Source organism: Desulfomicrobium baculatum DSM 4028 (genome assembly GCF_000023225.1).
GTDB lineage: Bacteria > Desulfobacterota > Desulfovibrionia > Desulfovibrionales > Desulfomicrobiaceae > Desulfomicrobium > Desulfomicrobium baculatum.
Genome location: NC_013173.1, coordinates 88,149 through 104,851 on the forward strand (window position 1 = coordinate 88,149; position 16,703 = coordinate 104,851).

General features: G+C 60.5%; 21 protein-coding genes. 4 read left to right on the forward strand and 17 right to left on the reverse strand.

Translation table 11 applies throughout. The features are described 5' to 3' along the window. Positions 1-21 precede the first annotated feature (21 nt). The 7 genes from fabF to DBAC_RS00355 all read right to left on the reverse strand — a co-directional run bounded on the left by fabF (position 22) and on the right by DBAC_RS00355 (position 5,283). On the reverse strand, positions 22-1,263 hold the full coding sequence (gene fabF, locus DBAC_RS00325; protein WP_012805280.1) for a beta-ketoacyl-ACP synthase II: 1,242 nt from the start codon (positions 1,261-1,263) through the stop codon (positions 22-24). Between the two features lie 112 nt (positions 1,264-1,375). Then, positions 1,376-1,606: an acyl carrier protein gene (gene acpP, locus DBAC_RS00330; protein WP_012805281.1), complete on the reverse strand. Its 231-nt coding sequence runs from the start codon at positions 1,604-1,606 to the stop codon at positions 1,376-1,378. 44 nt (positions 1,607-1,650) lie between these two features. Further along, the gene (gene fabG, locus DBAC_RS00335) at positions 1,651-2,394 is read right to left on the reverse strand and encodes a 3-oxoacyl-[acyl-carrier-protein] reductase (RefSeq protein WP_012805282.1); all 744 of its coding nucleotides are present in this window, start codon (positions 2,392-2,394) and stop codon (positions 1,651-1,653) included. Positions 2,395-2,449: 55 nt separating this feature from the next. Beyond that, complete coding sequence (locus tag DBAC_RS00340; protein WP_012805283.1) at positions 2,450-3,439, reverse strand: beta-ketoacyl-ACP synthase III; 990 nt, start codon at positions 3,437-3,439, stop codon at positions 2,450-2,452. A gap of 47 nt (positions 3,440-3,486) precedes the next feature. After that, the gene (gene plsX / locus DBAC_RS00345) at positions 3,487-4,554 is read right to left on the reverse strand and encodes a phosphate acyltransferase PlsX (protein ID WP_012805284.1); all 1,068 of its coding nucleotides are present in this window, start codon (positions 4,552-4,554) and stop codon (positions 3,487-3,489) included. Then, entirely contained in the window at positions 4,547-4,726 is a 180-nt protein-coding gene (gene rpmF / locus DBAC_RS00350) for a 50S ribosomal protein L32 (protein ID WP_012805285.1), read from the reverse strand. Before rpmF ends, plsX begins: the two co-directional genes overlap by 8 nt. 26 nt (positions 4,727-4,752) lie before the next feature. Continuing rightward, the gene (locus DBAC_RS00355; protein ID WP_012805286.1) at positions 4,753-5,283 is read right to left on the reverse strand and encodes a YceD family protein; all 531 of its coding nucleotides are present in this window, start codon (positions 5,281-5,283) and stop codon (positions 4,753-4,755) included. Positions 5,284-5,478: 195 nt separating this feature from the next. Here DBAC_RS00355 and rpmB point away from each other — a divergent pair, with 195 nt between their 5' ends. After that, positions 5,479-5,679, forward strand: a complete 201-nt coding sequence (rpmB, locus tag DBAC_RS00360) for a 50S ribosomal protein L28 (protein ID WP_012805287.1) — start codon at positions 5,479-5,481, stop codon at positions 5,677-5,679. A gap of 61 nt (positions 5,680-5,740) precedes the next feature. Here the strand turns inward: rpmB and DBAC_RS00365 are convergent, their stop codons facing one another. The 6 genes from DBAC_RS00365 to DBAC_RS00390 all read right to left on the reverse strand — a co-directional run bounded on the left by DBAC_RS00365 (position 5,741) and on the right by DBAC_RS00390 (position 10,058). Next, positions 5,741-6,337: a superoxide dismutase gene (locus DBAC_RS00365; protein WP_012805288.1), complete on the reverse strand. Its 597-nt coding sequence runs from the start codon at positions 6,335-6,337 to the stop codon at positions 5,741-5,743. A 161-nt stretch (positions 6,338-6,498) separates the two neighbouring features. Then, positions 6,499-7,629, reverse strand: a complete 1,131-nt coding sequence (locus tag DBAC_RS00370) for a THUMP domain-containing class I SAM-dependent RNA methyltransferase (protein ID WP_012805289.1) — start codon at positions 7,627-7,629, stop codon at positions 6,499-6,501. Between the two features lie 28 nt (positions 7,630-7,657). Continuing rightward, positions 7,658-9,052 carry a glutamate--tRNA ligase gene (gene gltX, locus DBAC_RS00375; RefSeq protein ID WP_012805290.1) on the reverse strand — a complete coding sequence of 465 codons (1,395 nt, stop codon included), beginning with the start codon at positions 9,050-9,052 and terminating at the stop codon, positions 7,658-7,660. Between the two features lie 131 nt (positions 9,053-9,183). Further along, positions 9,184-9,405 carry a NifU family protein gene (locus tag DBAC_RS00380; protein ID WP_012805291.1) on the reverse strand — a complete coding sequence of 74 codons (222 nt, stop codon included), beginning with the start codon at positions 9,403-9,405 and terminating at the stop codon, positions 9,184-9,186. A gap of 48 nt (positions 9,406-9,453) precedes the next feature. Continuing rightward, on the reverse strand, positions 9,454-9,804 hold the full coding sequence (locus DBAC_RS00385) for a ferredoxin-thioredoxin reductase catalytic domain-containing protein (RefSeq protein ID WP_012805292.1): 351 nt from the start codon (positions 9,802-9,804) through the stop codon (positions 9,454-9,456). Further along, complete coding sequence (locus DBAC_RS00390; RefSeq protein WP_012805293.1) at positions 9,804-10,058, reverse strand: glutaredoxin family protein; 255 nt, start codon at positions 10,056-10,058, stop codon at positions 9,804-9,806. Before DBAC_RS00390 ends, DBAC_RS00385 begins: the two co-directional genes overlap by 1 nt. 123 nt (positions 10,059-10,181) lie before the next feature. Between DBAC_RS00390 and DBAC_RS00395 the strand changes: the two genes are divergently transcribed. Beyond that, positions 10,182-11,336: a DegT/DnrJ/EryC1/StrS family aminotransferase gene (locus DBAC_RS00395; protein WP_012805294.1), complete on the forward strand. Its 1,155-nt coding sequence runs from the start codon at positions 10,182-10,184 to the stop codon at positions 11,334-11,336. 72 nt (positions 11,337-11,408) lie between these two features. Here DBAC_RS00395 and rarD read toward each other — a convergent pair whose 3' ends face one another. Together rarD and mtgA are read right to left on the reverse strand one after the other, a co-directional pair. Then, a complete protein-coding gene (gene rarD, locus DBAC_RS00400) occupies positions 11,409-12,287 on the reverse strand; it encodes an EamA family transporter RarD (RefSeq protein WP_012805295.1) in 879 nt (292 codons plus the stop codon). Between the two features lie 53 nt (positions 12,288-12,340). After that, positions 12,341-13,102 carry a monofunctional biosynthetic peptidoglycan transglycosylase gene (gene mtgA / locus DBAC_RS00405; protein WP_143890732.1) on the reverse strand — a complete coding sequence of 254 codons (762 nt, stop codon included), beginning with the start codon at positions 13,100-13,102 and terminating at the stop codon, positions 12,341-12,343. Between the two features lie 109 nt (positions 13,103-13,211). Here mtgA and DBAC_RS00410 point away from each other — a divergent pair, with 109 nt between their 5' ends. Both DBAC_RS00410 and fumC read left to right on the forward strand, forming a co-directional pair. Then, entirely contained in the window at positions 13,212-13,817 is a 606-nt protein-coding gene (locus DBAC_RS00410) for a nitroreductase family protein (protein ID WP_012805297.1), read from the forward strand. A gap of 16 nt (positions 13,818-13,833) precedes the next feature. Further along, positions 13,834-15,234: a class II fumarate hydratase gene (fumC, locus tag DBAC_RS00415; RefSeq protein WP_012805298.1), complete on the forward strand. Its 1,401-nt coding sequence runs from the start codon at positions 13,834-13,836 to the stop codon at positions 15,232-15,234. Between the two features lie 72 nt (positions 15,235-15,306). Here fumC and DBAC_RS00420 read toward each other — a convergent pair whose 3' ends face one another. Then, on the reverse strand, positions 15,307-16,074 hold the full coding sequence (locus DBAC_RS00420) for a glycosyltransferase family 2 protein (protein WP_012805299.1): 768 nt from the start codon (positions 16,072-16,074) through the stop codon (positions 15,307-15,309). Next, positions 16,067-16,702: a dTMP kinase gene (tmk, locus tag DBAC_RS00425; RefSeq protein ID WP_012805300.1), complete on the reverse strand. Its 636-nt coding sequence runs from the start codon at positions 16,700-16,702 to the stop codon at positions 16,067-16,069. The genes DBAC_RS00420 and tmk overlap by 8 nt, the downstream gene beginning before the upstream one ends. Position 16,703: the final 1 nt, after the last annotated feature.

Below are 16,703 nucleotides of genomic sequence, written 5' to 3' on the forward strand. Positions count from 1 at the left end.
CCGCGCGCTGGCGGCGGATCGTTATTTGAAACTGCGCAGGATGATGGAGGCGTTGGTGCCGCCGAATCCGAACGAGTTGCTGATGCCGTATTCCAGTTCCATTTTCCTGCTGGCGCCCGGCGTGTAGTCAAGGTCGCAGTCCGGGTCCGGGGTGTCCTGGTTGATGGTGCCCGGAACGATGCCGTTCTGCAGACTCAAGGCTGTGAAGACCGCCTCGGCGCCGCCGGCGGCGCCGAGCAGGTGCCCGATCATGCTCTTGTTGGCGGTGATGGGCATCTTATATGCGTGATCTCCGAAAACGGCCTTGATGGCTTTGGTTTCGGTCTTGTCGTTGAGCTTGGTCGATGTGCCGTGCGCGTTGACGAAGGTGACCTGTTCGGGAGCCAGTTCGGCGTCGCGCAGGGCGCACGTCATGGCCTGGGCCATGCCCGTGCCCGACTCTTCGGGGGCGGCGATGTGATATGCGTCCCCGGAAGCGCCGTAGCCGACGACCTCGGCGTAGATTTTGGCTCCACGCGCCAGCGCGTGTTCAAGCTCTTCGAGCATGAGCAGGCCCGCGCCCTCGCCGATGACGAAGCCGGTGCGGTCGGCGTCGAAGGGGCGACTGGCCTTGAGCGGTTCGTCATTGCGGGTGGACAGGGCCTTCATGGCCGTGAAACCGGACACGCCCATGGGCGTGATGGTCGACTCCACGCCGCCGGTGATGCAGGCCTTGACCCGGCCGAGCTTGATGTCGGAATACGCGTAGCCGATGGCGTGGGTGGCCGAGGCGCAGGCCGAGGTGGTGACCAGGTTCGGGCCCTTGGCGCCGGTGTGGATCGAAATCTGCCCCGAAGCCATGTTGGCGATGAGCATGGGGATGTAGAAGGGTGAAACCCGTCCCGGCCCGGATTTGAGCAGCTTGCTGTGAAAATCCTCGATGGTGGACAATCCGCCCAGGCCGCAGCCCAGGAGCACGCCGACTTCGGGGGCGGTGGCCTCGTCCATGACCAGGCCGCAGTCTTCCATGAGCTGCTTGCCGGTGGCCACGGCGATCTGGACAAAGCGGTCCATGCGCTTGGCGTCCTTGACCCCGACATAATCCGTCGGATCGAAATTTTTCAGTTCCCCTGCGATCTTCGCATCGAATTCGCAGCAGTCGAAAAGAGTGATGGGGCCAATGCCGCAAACTCCTCCGACAAGGTTGGTCCAGCTTTCCTGCAGGGAATTGCCAATGGGGGTCATGGCCGCAAGGCCTGTAATGACAACGCGTTTTCCAATCATGATCTTCTCGAAAATTTAGGACGTGCCTGACGGAACATTCCATCCGGCTGTGCATGAAAAAAAAGGTACCCCAGACGGACCGGGGTACCGTGTCATGGCGACGATACGGGTCCTAGGACTTGGACTTGATATAATTGATGGCGTCCTGGACTGTGGCGATCTTCTGTGCGTCTTCGTCATCGATCTCGATGTCGAATTCTTCTTCCATGGCCATGATCAGTTCGGTCAGATCCAGGGAATCGGCGCCCAAGGACTCCACAAAGGAGGACTCAAGCTTTACTTCTTCCGCGGATACGCCCAGCTGCTCGACAACCAGTTCTTTGACTTTTTCTTCAATAGACATTTTCATCCTCCAAAGTGTGTATTCGTACGTAATGTGGAATCAGGCTACAGATACATGCCGCCGTTGATTCCGAGCACCTGACCGGTGATGTATTCAGCCTGGTCGGATGCAAGATAGGCCACGGCATCGGCGATTGCCTGCGCCGAACCGAGGCGTCCCAGAGGAATGCGTTCAAGATATTTGTCCCGCACGTCCTGGGGGAGAGTTTCAGTCATGTCGGTCTCGATGAACCCCGGCGCGATGGCGTTGACGGTGATGCCGCGTGATCCGAGCTCAAGAGCCGCGGCCTTGGTCAGCCCGATGAGGCCGGCCTTGGATGCGCAGTAATTGGCTTGCCCTGCATTGCCCATCTGCCCCACGACGGAGGAAATATTGACGATACGCCCTTTTCGCTGCTTGAGCATGATCTTGGCGGCCTGCTGCAGACAGACGAAGGCCCCGGTCAGATTGATCTGGATCACCTGCTCCCACTGCTCGCGCTTCATGCGCATGATCAATCCGTCCTTGGTGATGCCGGCATTGTTGACCAGGAGTTCAAGGCTGACCTTGTCCTTGATCTCGGTGGCAAAAAAATCGGCGACGGCGTCCCAGTCGCTGGCGTCAAGCAAAAAACCCCGGGCTGCGCCACCATCGGCCATAACTTCAGCGCATACGGCTTCAGCCAGTTCCGGCCTGCTGACGTAGGTGAAATAAACCTGGTACCCCAAGCCTGCAAGTTTTTTTACGATCGCCTTGCCGATCCCTCGTGTGCCGCCTGTGACCAGGGCGGTCCTGACCAGTTCGCTCATGATTGACCTCGTGGTTTGCTTGAAAAGTGCGAATTGAGTGGTTACTCAATGACCACTAAAATTGCAACAAGGCCGATGCCCAGGTAAATCCGCCGCCAAAGGCCGTGAGCAGAACTTTCATTCCGGGCTGGATACGGCCGCTGGCCTCGGCTTCGGTCAGGGCGATGGGTATGGAGGCTGCCGAAGTGTTGCCGATCCGGTCCACATTGACGTAAATTTTATCCGAGTCCACATTCAATTTTTTGCCTATGGCTTCGATGATGCGGATATTGGCCTGATGAGGAATGATGAGGTCGATGTCGTCGGTGGTCAGTCCGTTCCGTTCCAGCAGAGTTCCGGAAATTTCGACCATGCAGCGCACGGCGTGTTTGAAGACGTCGCGCCCGTTCATCTCGACAAAATATTCCGGTCCGATGGACTGCCCAAGCACCGGCTTGCAGGCCGAACCGCCGCCATGGATGGTCAAAAGACCGCCCACGGAGCCGTCGGCCTTGAGCATGGCGTCAACGACCTTGATCCGGCCCGGATTCCCCTGCCCGGTGACGATGGCCGCGCCCGCCCCGTCTCCGAAGAGCACGCAGGTCGTGCGGTCCTCGAAGTTGAGGCGGGAGGTGGTCACTTCGCTGCCGACGATCAGGATCCTGGCGTCCGGGTACATGCAGGCGTAGGCCCTGGCCGTCTCCAGGCAATACAGAAAGCCGGAACAGGCCGCGGCCAGATCAAAGGCCGGCAGGCCTTTGAGACCCAGCATGTCCTGCAGCAGGCAGGACGTGGTCGGGAGGTTGTAGTCTCCGGAAAAAGTGCCGACAAAAATATGTGTGAGGTCCTGGGCGGTCATTCCCGCATTCTCCAGGGCCTTGCACGCGGCATGGTAGGCCAGCACGGAGCAGGGTTCGTCTGCCTTGGCGAAATGTCTGGTTGCGATGCCGGTCCGCGTGCGGATCCATTCGTCGGACGTGTCGACGATATGTTCGAGGTCCGAATTCGTTACAAGTGTCCGGGGCAGGTGCATACCCAGTCCCGAAATGAAGCACGGTGAAGACATGAGAGGATTCCTACATTCCCTTGAGGGGCGATGCGTCACGTTGCAAGCTAAAGGCCCGCGGCTTCCTGCCTGAGGGCGGAGGCCTTGCCGGTGCGGGAGAAGAGGCTCAGTTCCGTGTTGGCGTGCAAGCCTTCCACGAGGTAGTCGTTGGCCTTCTTTTCGACGAAAATAGCGGCTTGCTGCAGTGCGGTGGTGATGGCCCGCGCATTGGATTTGCCATGGCAGACAATGGCGATGCCGTTCAAGCCAAGAATGGGGGCGCCGCCGTATTCGGCGTAGTCGATTTTCTTGGCGAAACGCTTGAAGGCGGGCAGGGCGATGAGCGTGCCCAGGCGTGACCAGATGGACTTCTTGAGCTCCGTCTTGAGCATGGACGCCAGGGCCGAACCCAGCCCTTCGCTCAGCTTGAGGGCCACGTTGCCCACGAAACCGTCGCAGACGATGACGTCGGTTTCGCCGGTGAAGACGTCCCGACCTTCGACGTTACCGATAAAATTGAGAGAGGAGCCTTTGAGCAGGGTAAAGGCATCCTTGGTCAGGCTGTTGCCCTTGCCTTCTTCTTCTCCAATGCTCAAAATGCCGACTTTCGGGTTGGCGATGCCCAGCACGCAACGGGCCAGCACTTCGGCCATGAGGCCGAACTGGACCAGATTGTACGGCTTGCAGTCCGCGTTGGCGCCAACGTCGATGAGCACGATGGGCTTTTTGAGCGTCGGCATGATGGAGGCCAGCGCCGGTCTGTCCACCCCGCCGATGCGGCCGAGGATGAACATACCGCAGGCCAGGGCCGCTCCGGAGTTGCCGGCCGTGACCACGCCGTGCGCCCGGCCTTCGCGCACAAGACGAAAGGCCACCTGCATGGAGCTGTCCTTCTTGCGCCGAAGCACGTCCGAAGGCTTTTCCGCCATGCCGGCCACCTGGGTGGTGTGAACGATTTCAAAGCGCACGTCCGCGTGGGCGTGCCGCTCCAGCTCCTTGCGGATGGACGGTTCGTCGCCCACAAGGATGAGCCGGACTCCTGTCTCACGGGCAGCCGCGAGGGAGCCCGGAATATTAATTTCCGGGCCGAAGTCTCCCCCCATGGCGTCCACGGCGAGACAGATGTCTTTAGGCATCTGCAGCCTTGGTGTACTGGCGTCCCTTGTATTTGCCGCAACCGGGGCAGATGCAATGGGACAGGCTGGCTTCACCGCATTCGCAGTACACGACGTTGGGGATGGCGACATGGTCATGGGAGCGACGCATGTTTCTTCTGGACTTGGATGTTTTCTTCTTAGGCAATGGCATGATGGCACCTCTATCTTGAAAGCGATCTAATTGGTTTTGATTTTAAGCCCTTGCAACGCCCTGGCCAAAGGAGATTGGCTGCCGGGATTGTCGCAGGCGCATGATTCCAGGTTCCTGTTTTTTCCGCACTGCGGGCATAGCCCCAAACACGTATCGGCGCAAAGTATTTTTTCGGGCAGGGCCAGCAGGAATTCTTCCCACAAAAGACCCGCCACGTCCAACTCCCAGCCGGTGTCGACGTTGCGCAGGTGGCTCGGTTCGTCTTCGAGCAGGTCCACGTCTTCATGGGCTTCATAGGCATCGAAGTCGTGATCGATAACCACTTCGGCCTCTTCCAGACATCGGTGACACACGGTTTTGACGGTGCCGCCAAGATGGCCCTGAATCAGGTATCCGTCCTGCTGGGGGACGATGTTCAGCTTGGCCGCGAAGGGCGTGACGATATCCATATCGTACTGGAATTCTTTCCAGAATTCCCGCCAGATATCCTGGTCGTCAAATGAAAATTCCCGACCATGCGCCGGGAGATTCGTCAGTCCAATCCAATGTTCAACCATGTGTGCACCTCGAAACGGGACGTGTATATGGGGATTCTTTTTCCTGTCAAGGATTTTTACTTGCCATCCCCGGCGTCCGGATATATGGGTCCAAATTCCTCTGGCGGCAAATCATGATCATGGCCGGCCGGAACGTCTCGGAGCTGCCAGGCCATGACAGCTTAAGATATCAAAGCACTATTTTAGGAGGACGTTATGTCAAAAGTTTGCGATATTTGCGGGAAGGGCCCCCAGGTCGGCAACAATGTCAGCCATGCCAACAATAAGACCAAGCGGCGCTTCATGCCCAATCTTCAGTCCGTTCGCGCTCAGCTGAAGTCCGGCGAAGTGAAGCGGATGAAGGTCTGCACCCAGTGCATCCGCTCTGGCGCTGTGACCAAGCCCGCAGTCAACTAGGCTTCCCTCTTTTCCCAACAAAAAAGGCGACTCGAAGTCGCCTTTTTTGTTGCCTGCCGCTCTACTTGGCGAGTTGCTGGTTGACGAACTCCCAGTTGATCAGCTTGCCTAAGAAATCCTGCAGGTAATCGGCCCTCCGATTCTGGTAATCGAGGTAGTAGGCATGCTCCCAGACATCTGCGGTGAGCAGGGCCTTGGCCCCGTGCGCCATGGGCGTGTCGGCGTTGCCGGTCTTCATGATCTCGAGCTTTCCGTTTTTTTCCACCAGCCATGCCCACCCGCTGCCAAACTGGGTCATGCCGGCTTCCTTGAAGGCCTTGGCGAAATTTTCGTAGTTGCCAAATGCCTTGTTGATGCCTTCGGCTACGGCTCCGGTGGGTGCTCCGCCACCGCCGGCCTTCATGCAACGCCAGTAGAAAGAGTGGTTCCAGACTTGGGCCGCGTTATTGAAAATGCCCGCCTTGGCCGGGTCGTTCGCCGTGGCCATGACAATTTCCCGCAGCGTCTGTCCTTCGAGATCCGTGCCCGCGATCAGCTTGTTGGTATTGTCGATGTAGAGCTGATGGTGTTTGCCATGATGAAAGTCCAAGGTCTTGGCGCTGATGCACGGACTCAAAGCGTCCTTGGAGTAGGGAAGATCCGGGAGCACGAAGATCATACAAGCCTCCTATTAATGTATAGAACGTGATGCCAATTCGGGCGCGATTCCTGCCCCAAAAGCGGGCAGGGCGTGGAAATTGGAAGGTAGTTCAAAGTGAATCAATGAAGGTGATCTGTCAACAGGAGCCCGCGAAAATGTGTGCTCACTTTTAGGTGCGGTCAGTACAGGACAAACTTGGCCAGACGGCCGTCAAGGCCCCCGTTTTTGAGGGGTTTTTTCCACTGCGGCTTCAGGCCGATGCATTTGAGCCACGCCCTGTCTCCAAAATAGATGTAGGCCGTGGAACCGGCGCAACGCTGTTTCAGGTGGTCTCCGAATTTCTTGAACCAGAGCGACATGTCTTCGCTTTTGCCCAGGCGGATACCGTAAGGCGGATTGCAGATGATGGTCGTGCTTGTCATGTCGCTGCGCTCGAAAAAATCCCTGCGGCCGACGATCACTTCGTCCCCGCCAGGCAGCCTGGACATATTGACCCGCGTCGCTTCCACTGCGACGGCGTCGATGTCGCTCCCGCGCAGATCGGCCTCAAGTTCCACCGTGGTCTCGGCGGCGAGTTCCAGATCCCATAGCCGGGGGTTGAAATCCGGCAACCGGTTGAAGCCGAATTTGCGGCGCAGCAGCCCGGCCGGGAGGTTGGTGGCATGCATGAATGCTTCGCACAGGATGGTGCCCGAGCCGCAAAGCGGATCAATGAGCGGCGATTTGCCGTCCCATTCGCTCATGCGGATTATCGCCGCCGCCACGGTTTCGTTCATGGGCGCTTCCACGCTCTGCACGCGGTAGCCGCGCCGGTGCATGGACCCGCCGGAGACATCAAGGCTGATCGTGCCTACGTTTTCATGGATGTGCAGGTGCAGCCACAGGTCGGGGTCGCGGGGATCGACGCTGGGCCGGATGCCGGTGTGATCCCGGAACCAGTCCGCCACGGCGTCTTTGAGCTTCAGGCCCGCGTATTGCGAATGACCGATGGCGCTCTTGGAGACATTGGCGAAGATAGCGAAGGTCTGGTCCGGACTCAGGAAATCCGACCAGCGCAGCTCCGCGGCTGCGTCGTACAAGGCCTGGTCCGTCGGGCAGGCGAAGCGGGCCAGCGGGGCCAGGACGCGTGAGATCAGCCGCGCGCGGTAGACGATGCGGTACAAAACCCGGGCAGTGGCCTTGAAATGCACATAGCGAAAGCCGCACGCGCAGTCGGTGGCCCCGAGTTCCTGCAGTTCGGTCCGGGCCAGGTCCTCGATGCCGTCCGCCACTTGGGCGGTGTAGGTGTGTTCTTGCTGATAGATATACATGAAAAAGCCCGGTTGCCCGGGCTGTGCGCTAAAGGGTCAGGGCCTTGCGGAAGCGCGCCAGGGTGCGGTCGCGTCCGAGAACTTCCATGGTTTCAAAGAGGCCGGGGCTCATGGTCGTGCCGGTGATGGCCACGCGGATGGGCTGGGCCAGAGCCTTGAACTTGAGGCCGGTTTCTTCCAGATAGGCGGTGACCATCTCTTCGAGGCTCTGGTGGTCAAAAGCCGGCAGGGCTTCCATGCGCTCGGCCAGGACGTTAAGATGCTCCCTGGTTTCCGGGGTGAGAAATTTGGTCACCGCCGCCTCGGCATAGGGCAGACTCTCGGCGTCGTGCAGGAAGAAGGTCGCCTGTTCGGCCATTTCCTTGAGGGTCTTGGCCCGTGGCTGGAAAAGGGGCACGATGGCCTCGAGGTAGTCCCGCGCCGGTTCAAAGTCCGTGTTTTGGCGGATCATTTCGTCCAGCAGGTTTGCCAGCCTTGGCACATCGCCGATCTTGATGAAGTGGCTGTTGGTCCAGTTGAGCTTGTCCATGTCGAAGACCGAGGCAGATTTGCCAAGGCCCCCAAGGGAGAATTTCTCCAGCAGTTCGGCCATGGTGAAGAGCTCGTCGTCGCCGTGAGACCAGCCCAGGCGCACCAGATAGCTGAGCATGGCCTCGGGCAGGTAGCCGAGGTCCTTGTACATCATGACCGAGGTCGCGCCGTGGCGCTTGCTCATTTTTTTCTTGTCGGACCCAAGGATCATGGGCACGTGGCCGAACGTGGGCAGGGGAAATCCCAGCGCCTCGTAGATGAGGATCTGTTTGGGCGTGTTGTTCTGGTGGTCGTCGCCGCGCAGGACGTGGGTCACGCCCATTTCCGCGTCGTCCACGACCACGGCCATCTGGTAGATGGCGGAGCCGTCGGCCCGGCGGATGACGAAATCATCCATTTCCTGCACATCCCAGGAGATGGGGCCCTTGATGGCGTCGTCGAAAACCACCTTGCCCGTGAGCGGAGTCTTGAAACGGACCACCCGTCCCGGGCCGGGTCCAAGGCCCAGTTCCCGGCATTTGCCGTTGTACTTGGGCTTGAGGCCCGCTGCGCGGGCGGTCTCGCGCATGGCTTCCACTTCCTCCGACGTGCAGGAGCAGTAGTAGGCTTTGCCCGTTTCCACGAGCTTGTCCACGTAGCTGTTGTAGAGGTCGCCGCGCTCGCTCTGGAAATAGGGACCTTCGTCGAAATCCAGGCCCAGCCAGTGCATGGCGTCGATGATGGCGTCGGTCATTTCCTGGGTCGAGCGGGCCTGGTCCGTGTCCTCGATGCGCAGGATGAACTTGCCGCCGTTCTGGCGGGCGTAAAGATAGTTGAAAAGCGCCGTGCGGGCGCCTCCGATATGCAGATACCCAGTGGGGCTGGGGGGGAAACGGGTCACTATTGGGGTCATGTTGCTCTTCCAAAAAGTCGGCGCATTGCGCCGGCTGGTTCCGCATCCGGGGTTGCTCGGCCTGCCGGCGCGGGATGAGTGTTGCGATGAAAATATGCGGCCGCTCGTTCAGGCCGGGCTGCGTGGTCCGGCTAGACGGCTTCGACGGCCTTGATGCCGGGGACCATCTTCTTGACGGCGCGTTCGATGCTGCTCTTGAGCGTCATCTGTGCCATGGGGCAGCCTTTGCAGGCTCCGGACATGCGCACCTGCACGATGCCGCTGGGCAGGATGTTCACCAGTTCGACGTAGCCGCCGTCAGCTTGCAGAATGGGGCGCACGGTATCAAGCGCCTTTTCGACCTGTTCTCGCATGGCTTGCTCCGGGGCCGGCGCGTCGGAAACAGCGCCGGCGGATTTCGATCATTCTTCGAAAAGAAGGCCCGCCATCAGCTTTTCAGGATCGCGTCGTTCGGGGACGGTTTCCTGGGGGATGCTGCCGTCATTCCATTCTTTGGATACGTAGAGACCGCAGTAGCAGGCTCCGAATTCGGCCACGTCGGGATCGCGGTAGACGCAGGGGCAGAAAATGTCCTTGTCCAGGTCTCGGTTGCCCGAGGCCAGGCGGCACGGGCAGGCCATGTAGCCGTAACGCTCGCGGTTGATGAGCAGGCTCTCCATGAGGTCAAGCACGAATGCCTTGTCCTTGTTGAAGAAATAGCCCTTGGCTTCCTGCAGGGGGCGCAGCTTTTCGTAAAGTTCTTCGGGAGTCATCATCTCTCCAGGGCTTCTTTGATCTGATCCTGCTTGAAGCCGACGATGGCTTCCTCGTCCACGAGCAGGGTCGGGAAGGACAGCTTGGGATTGATCTTCTTGATGGCCTCGATGATCTGCTTGCGTTCGTCGCCTTCGAGCTTGTCGACAAAGACGCAGTCATATTTGGCGCCGCAGTCGTCGAGATACTCTTTGGTTTTTTTGCAATGGATACAGGTGCTTAATGCGTAGAGTGTGATGGCTTTGTCAGGCATGGATCCTCCTTGCTATGTCGTGGGCGTTGCGATAGCCCTTGGCCGTCTCTTTGATTGGGATGCTATAAAGATTAATCGCCCCGCCGTCCACGCCGGGATGGGGCATATCGCCGGAGAACAACCATGCGCGAAAAATTTCTGGTTTTCGGATCGCCACGAATCACCGAGGATGAGATAGAGGAAGTCGTCTCCTGCCTGCGTAGCGGCTGGATCGGCACTGGCCCGCGGGTGGCCGAGTTCGAGCGGCGTTTTGCCGCATACAAGGACGCCGAGCATGCCGTGGCCGTCAATTCCTGTACCGCCGCCCTGCATCTGAGCATCCTGGCCGCCGGGATAGGGCCCGGCGACGAGGTCATCACCACGCCGCTGACCTTTTGCGCCTCGGTCAACGCCATCATCCATGCCGGGGGCACCCCTGTTCTGGCCGACGTGGATCCGCGCAGCATGAATATTGATCCAAAGAGCGTGAAGACAAAGATCACCTCCCGCACCAAGGCCATCCTGCCCGTGCATTTCGCAGGTCGGGCCTGCGACATGGATCCGCTCTGCGCCCTGGCCGACGAGCATGGCCTGACGATCATCGAGGACTGCGCCCACGCCATCGAGACCGAGTACCACGGCCGCAAGGCCGGGTGTTTCGGGGATTTCGGCTGTTTCAGCTTCTACGTGACCAAAAACGTCATCACCGGCGAGGGCGGACTCATCCTCGCCAGAAAGCCGGAGCATGCGGCCCGGCTCAAGGTTCTGGCCCTGCACGGCATGTCCAGCGACGCCTGGAACCGTTTCGGCGATTCGGGCTACAAGCATTATCTCGTGACCGAGGCCGGGTTCAAATACAACATGATGGATTTGCAGGCGTCCCTGGGTCTGCGCCAGCTCGACAAGGTCGAAGCGTACTGGCGGCGGCGGGAGGCTATCTGGGCCCGCTACATGGACGCCCTGGCCGATCTGCCGCTGACTTTGCCCGCGCCCGTCGAAGCGGATACCCGGCATGCATATCACCTGTATTCCGTGATGGTCGACGAGACGCGAACCGGGATCAGCCGCGATGCCTTCCTGACAGCCATGACGGGGCGCAAGATCGGAGTCGGCGTGCATTATCTCTCCCTACCCGAGCATCCGTACTACCAGGAGCGCTTCGGGTGGTCGCCGCAGGACTACCCGCACGCGCGTGATATCGGCCGTCAGACCGTGAGTCTTCCTCTTTCGGCCAAACTGACGGATGAGGATGTGGATGACGTGATCACGGCCGTGCGCGGGGTGCTGGCCAAATCCTGAATTGCGGAAGACGTGATACTGGTTTGACAAGGACGGAAAAAAGCAGGTTCATCCGGCTTTTTTCCGTCCTTTTTACGTGAGATGGCTCAGTTTGCGCCCAAAGCTCCAGCGTTCGATCCAGAACAGCAGCACCGCGATCCAGACCATGCCAAATCCCGTGAACTGGGTGCGGGAAAAAGGCTCGTGGTACATGAAGACGCCAATCAGGAACTGGATGGTCGGCGCGATGTATTGCAGAATGCCGATCATGGACAGGGGGATGCGGTGTGCGGCGGCCGCGAACATGACCAGGGGGAAGGTGGTGACCACGCCCGCGCCGACCAGCAGCAGGTCCGAACCGGCACCTGCATGCAGGAACGCGCTCGTACCCGCTGCCTCGCTCCAGCCAAGCCAGACCAGGGCGGGGGCAAGCAGCAGCCCCGTCTCCAGGGTCAGGCCTTCAAAAGCGCCGAGCGGTGCCTTTTTCTTGACCAGCCCATAGAGGCTGAAGGTCGTGGCCAGGGACAAGGCGATCCAGGGCAGGCGGCCATAGTCGAAGGTCAGGTAGATCACGCCCGCCGCCGCCAGCCCCAGAGGCGCCCATTGCAGGGGGCGCAGCCTTTCGCGCATGAAAAAGACGCCGAGCAAGACCGAGAGCAGGGGATTTATGAAATATCCCAGGCTCGCCTCCACGATATAGCCCGCGTTGACGCTCCAGACATAGATGAACCAGTTCACGCCGATGAGCAGGCTGGCCAGGATGTAGCTGCCCCACACCGCAGGGCTCAGGCTGCTTCGCAATTTCGCGACGCGTCGGGTCAGGATCAGAAAGACGGCCAGGACCACGAAGGACCAGGTTATGCGGTGGGAGAGCAGCTGGGCTGTGGGCACGTGACCCAGAAGCTTCCAGTAGATGGGCAGCATGCCCCAGCTGACATAGGCTCCGATGGCGGCGACAATGCCTGGGTTCATGCTCTTTTCTCCTTGGCGGAACGGATGGCGGACATGCGTAATCTCTTTGGCGCTCAGTGCCACGCGATGTGGTTTGGTCCCAGTTGCCTCATTTGGGTCTGCACCCACTGCGCTCTTTGCCGCAGATAGGCGGACGGACGGGATGGCGAAAATTTTCTGGGGCTCGGGAGCGCAGCGGCCAGCAGGGCCGCCTCGTGCGTGGTCAGTCTGGCGGGCGTCTTGCCGAAGAATCGTTTGGAGGCCGCCCCGACACCGTACGTGCCGTCACCGAATTCGGCAATATTCAGGTAGACTTCCAAAATCCTTTCCTTGGACCAAAGAAGCTCGATCAGCACCGTGAATCCGGCTTCCAGGGCCTTGCGCACATAGCTGCGCCCGGACCACAGAAAAAGATTCTTGGCCGTTTGCTGAGAGATGGTGCTAGCCCCCCGGACTCTTTGATTCTTTTTGTTATGCTCCACCGCCCGCGCGATGGCATCGACGTCGAAGCCGAAATGGTTCGGGAAGTTCTGATCCTCCGCCGCCACCACGGCCAGCGCCATGTGCCTCGGGATGCGTCGCAGGGGCGTCCATTCATGCATAACGGCAGGGCCGGGAGCTGAATCGAGCATCCGCTCCACATGGCGGGTGAGGATGAAGGCGCTGGTGGGCGGCGGCACGAAGCGCAGGAGCAGGATGACGGCCACTATTCCCGGCAGAATCCAGCCGGCCGCGCGCAGGGCACGGCGAAGCAGGCCCTTTGATGCGGCGTGCTTTTTCGCGGCAGGGCGGTGCTGGTTGCGCCGGGGGCTGGAAGTGGTTGTCTTGCGTGCCATGTTGGAGCTAGTAGATGTTGCATAGAGGGCGGCGTGCCCGGCCATCGCTTGTGCGCCGCCGTCATGCCAAAGTCAATCCGCCTTGCGATCCGTAAAACAAAGGACGAAGATGAATCATATCCACAATGAAACGCTGGCCACCATCCATGCACGGCACAGCATCCGTCAGTTTGAACCCCGCGACCTGTCCGAGGACATGGTCATGGCCATGCTCGACGCCGCCAATCAGGCCCCTTCGGCTCATAACCGCCAGTCCTGGAAGTTTGTCATTCTGGAAGGGGACGCCAGGAGCAATCTGGCCGAACTGGTTTCTTCGGCTTCCAAGACGTTCCAGAAACCGGCCTCGTCGCTGTTGCGCATGGCCGCGCGCAGCATCGCCTCGGCCCCGGTGACCATCGCCGTGATCAACACCGGCGACCTGATCAGCCACGGCACGGAGCTTTTCCATGTCGACCGGGAGATGGGCTTTGATTTTTTCCGCACCATGGAGATCCAAAGCTCGGCCGCGGCCGTGGAAAACCTGCTGCTGGCCGCGACCTCCATGGGCCTTGGCGCGGTGTGGCTTGGCATTTTGTACCTGATCAAGGATGAAATCCTGAGCTTTCTGCAGGAGCCCAAGGGCGAGTTCATGGCCGTCATCCCCGTGGGGCACCCCGTACGGCCGACCCAGGGGCCCAGCAAGAAGTCTCTTGAGAACGTGATCAAGAAAATCTGAATTTCGCGGGGGCAGCATGACGAAAACGCGTATCGAGACCGACAGCATGGGGCCCGTCGAGGTGCCGCAGGATCGCTACTGGGGAGCGCAGACCCAGCGCTCTCTGAAATACTTCCGCATAGGCGGCGACCTCATGCCCCCGGAGATCATCCATGCCTTCGGCATTTTGAAACTCGCGTCGGCGCAGGCCAATCTGGAATTAGGCAAGCTGTCCCCCCACGTGGCCGAGCCCATCATGGCGGCCTGCCGGGAAGTCATGGACGGAAAGCTGGCCGGGCATTTTCCCCTCCATGTCTGGCAGACGGGCAGCGGCACCCAGACCAACATGAACGTGAACGAGGTCGTGGCCAACCGGGCAATCGAGCTGCTTGGCGGGGCGCTCGGCAGCAAGACGCCCGTGCATCCCAATGATCACGTCAACATGTCCCAGTCCTCCAACGACACCTTTCCGGCGGCCATGCACATTGCGGCCGTGCTCATGCTCACGGGCACATTGATCCCGGCCGTGACGGCCATGCATGCCGAGCTTGCACGCAAGGCCAGGGAGTGGAACGGCATCGTCAAGATCGGCCGCACCCATCTGCAGGACGCCGTGCCCATGACCCTGGGTCAGGAGTTTTCGGGATACGCGGCCCTGCTGGAGGATAATCTGGAGCGGCTGCGGGGCTGCCTGCCGCATCTGTGCCGACTGGCGCTGGGCGGGACGGCGGTGGGCACGGGACTGGGCACTCCCCCGGATTTCGCCGAGCTGGCCACGAGTCGGATCGCCGCACTGACGGGGCTGGCGTTCGTGCCGGCCCCGAATTTCTTCGCCGCCCTTTCAGCCCATGACGCCGTGGTCATGGCTTCGGGAGCCCTCAAAACTCTGGCCGCCTCGCTCATGAAGATCGCCAACGACATCCGCTGGCTGGCCTCGGGTCCGCGCGCGGGGCTCGGCGAGCTTATCCTGCCCGCCAACGAACCCGGTTCGTCCATCATGCCCGGCAAGGTCAACCCGACCCAGTCCGAGGCCATGACCATGGTCTGCGTGCAGGTCATGGGCCTGGACGCGGCCATCGTGTTCGCCGGTTCCCAGGGTAATTTCGAGCTGAACGTCTTCAAGCCCGTCATGATCTTCAATCTGCTGACGGGCATGCGTCTTTTGGCCGATGCCTGCGCAAGCTTCACGGTCCACGCGCTGACGGGCCTTACGCCCGACGTGAACGTCATCGCCCGGCATGTGGGGAATTCGCTCATGCTGGTCACGGCCCTCTCGCCGGTCATCGGCTACGACAAGGCCGCCGAGGTGGCGCACAAGGCGCACGCCGAGGGCACAAGCCTGAAAGAGGCCTGCCTTGAACTCGGCTATCTGGACGGGGAGACGTTTGACGGATTGGTCCGGCCGCTTCGGATGGCCAGGCCGCATGAGGCCGGGTGAGGCCGAGTGAGGCTGGGTGAGAACGGATGAGTTGCCCGCCATTCCTGTTTTCAAGAATGGCGGGTCCGGGTATCAGGAGTCGCGGTGTTTCGCGGTTCCAAGCTCCGCCAGCCGGATATACTTCTGGAACGCGTAGAAAAACGAATTGACCGCCAGCACGAAGCCGGCCTTGCCGTCCAGAAATCCGCGCCGGAAGAAATAAATCTTCATGAACCTGGCCAGCCCGTGGCCGACCGCCGTGGCCACGCCCGCCCGCTTTCCCTTGGCGTGCATTTCCTCGGCGGCGATCTGCGTGTAGTAATTTATCTTTTCCACATGCTGCTTCAGGTTTTCGTACGGGTAGTGGATGATGTCTCCGGCCAGACGCCGGGTTTTTCCTTTTGGTTCAAATCCGTAGTGCGGACCCGAAACATGCACGCCCGTGTCGGCCAGTTTGAAGACCCGGGGCAGCAGATCCGGGTACCAGCCGCTGTGACGCAGGAAACGGTCGAAATAGAAGGACGTGCGGGGGCAGAGAAAGGCGCTCATGTCTGCCGGGTCCTGCAGCGCCTGGATGACGGACGCCCGCAGTTCGGCCGACAATATCTCGTCCTGATCGAGGGAGACCACCCAGGGCGTGGTGATGCGCGCGAAGGCGAACTCGAACTGCTTCTTGGGGCCGGGCCAGGGGTTGACCAGCACGCGGGCCTTGCGGGCGGCGGCGATGTCGTGCGTCGCGTCCGTGCTGCCGGAGTCCACGACCAGGATCTGGTCGCAGAAATCAAGGGACGCGAGGCAGGCGCCCAGATGCTTCGCTCCGTTCAGGGTCAGGACCAGGCCTGTGACTTCCGGTTTAGCCAAGGCCTTTTTCCTCCAGGCCGCGCAGGATGGAATCAAACACGGCGTCCGGATTCCTGCCCGCGTCCACGACCAGGAAGCGGCCGCGGTGCAGGGCGGCCCAGGTCAGGTAGCCTTCGCGGATGCGGGTGTGGAAGGCCATGCTCTCGGCCTCGAAGCGGCCTTCGGTGGCGGTCTTGTTGTCCTGCATGTTGCGGGTCAGGGCGCGCCTCAGGCCGATCTCCGGCTCCACGTCCAGGAGGATCGTCATGTCGGGCCAGAGTCCCTGCACCGCCACGTCGTTCAAGTGGTGCAACAGGCTCGGGTCAAGGCCGCGTCCGTAGCCCTGGTAGACCACGGTGGAGTCGGCAAAGCGGTCGCAGATCACGGTGCGTCCGTCTTCCATGGCCGGGCGGATGACCGAGGACACGTGCTGGGCGCGGTCGGCCAGATACAGGAAAAGTTCGCTGGTGGAGGACAGGTCGCTGTTCTTGGGATCGAGCAGGATGCGGCGCAATTCCTTGCCCAGGCGGCTGCCGCCGGGCTCAAGAGTGTGCAGGACGTCGTGTCCCTGACGCACGAAATGTTCGATGAGCTTTTTGCACTGCGTGGATTTTCCGCAGCCCTCCATGCCTTCAAAAGTAAGAAACATA

Bases quoted from the DNA above. Each gene is read 5' to 3' on its own strand.
- DBAC_RS00365 (WP_012805288.1), bottom strand. From the start codon at position 6,337: ATGATCTTCGTGCTCCCGGATCTTCCCTACTCCAAGGACGCTTTGAGT.
- DBAC_RS00380 (WP_012805291.1), bottom strand. From the start codon at position 9,405: ATGCGAGAACAGGTCGAAAAGGCGCTTGATACCGTGCGCCCCATTCTG.
- DBAC_RS00355 (WP_012805286.1), bottom strand. From the start codon at position 5,283: ATGGTTGAACATTGGATTGGACTGACGAATCTCCCGGCGCATGGTCGG.
- fumC (WP_012805298.1), top strand. From the start codon at position 13,834: ATGACGAAAACGCGTATCGAGACCGACAGCATGGGGCCCGTCGAGGTG.
- mtgA (WP_143890732.1), bottom strand. From the start codon at position 13,102: ATGGCACGCAAGACAACCACTTCCAGCCCCCGGCGCAACCAGCACCGC.
- rarD (WP_012805295.1), bottom strand. From the start codon at position 12,287: ATGAACCCAGGCATTGTCGCCGCCATCGGAGCCTATGTCAGCTGGGGC.
- DBAC_RS00410 (WP_012805297.1), top strand. From the start codon at position 13,212: ATGAATCATATCCACAATGAAACGCTGGCCACCATCCATGCACGGCAC.
- fabF (WP_012805280.1), bottom strand. From the start codon at position 1,263: ATGATTGGAAAACGCGTTGTCATTACAGGCCTTGCGGCCATGACCCCC.
- DBAC_RS00390 (WP_012805293.1), bottom strand. From the start codon at position 10,058: ATGCCTGACAAAGCCATCACACTCTACGCATTAAGCACCTGTATCCAT.
- DBAC_RS00395 (WP_012805294.1), top strand. From the start codon at position 10,182: ATGCGCGAAAAATTTCTGGTTTTCGGATCGCCACGAATCACCGAGGAT.
- tmk (WP_012805300.1), bottom strand. From the start codon at position 16,702: ATGTTTCTTACTTTTGAAGGCATGGAGGGCTGCGGAAAATCCACGCAG.
- fabG (WP_012805282.1), bottom strand. From the start codon at position 2,394: ATGAGCGAACTGGTCAGGACCGCCCTGGTCACAGGCGGCACACGAGGG.
- DBAC_RS00385 (WP_012805292.1), bottom strand. From the start codon at position 9,804: ATGACTCCCGAAGAACTTTACGAAAAGCTGCGCCCCCTGCAGGAAGCC.
- rpmB (WP_012805287.1), top strand. From the start codon at position 5,479: ATGTCAAAAGTTTGCGATATTTGCGGGAAGGGCCCCCAGGTCGGCAAC.
- DBAC_RS00340 (WP_012805283.1), bottom strand. From the start codon at position 3,439: ATGTCTTCACCGTGCTTCATTTCGGGACTGGGTATGCACCTGCCCCGG.
- DBAC_RS00370 (WP_012805289.1), bottom strand. From the start codon at position 7,629: ATGTATATCTATCAGCAAGAACACACCTACACCGCCCAAGTGGCGGAC.
- gltX (WP_012805290.1), bottom strand. From the start codon at position 9,052: ATGACCCCAATAGTGACCCGTTTCCCCCCCAGCCCCACTGGGTATCTG.
- rpmF (WP_012805285.1), bottom strand. From the start codon at position 4,726: ATGCCATTGCCTAAGAAGAAAACATCCAAGTCCAGAAGAAACATGCGT.
- plsX (WP_012805284.1), bottom strand. From the start codon at position 4,554: ATGCCTAAAGACATCTGTCTCGCCGTGGACGCCATGGGGGGAGACTTC.
- acpP (WP_012805281.1), bottom strand. From the start codon at position 1,606: ATGTCTATTGAAGAAAAAGTCAAAGAACTGGTTGTCGAGCAGCTGGGC.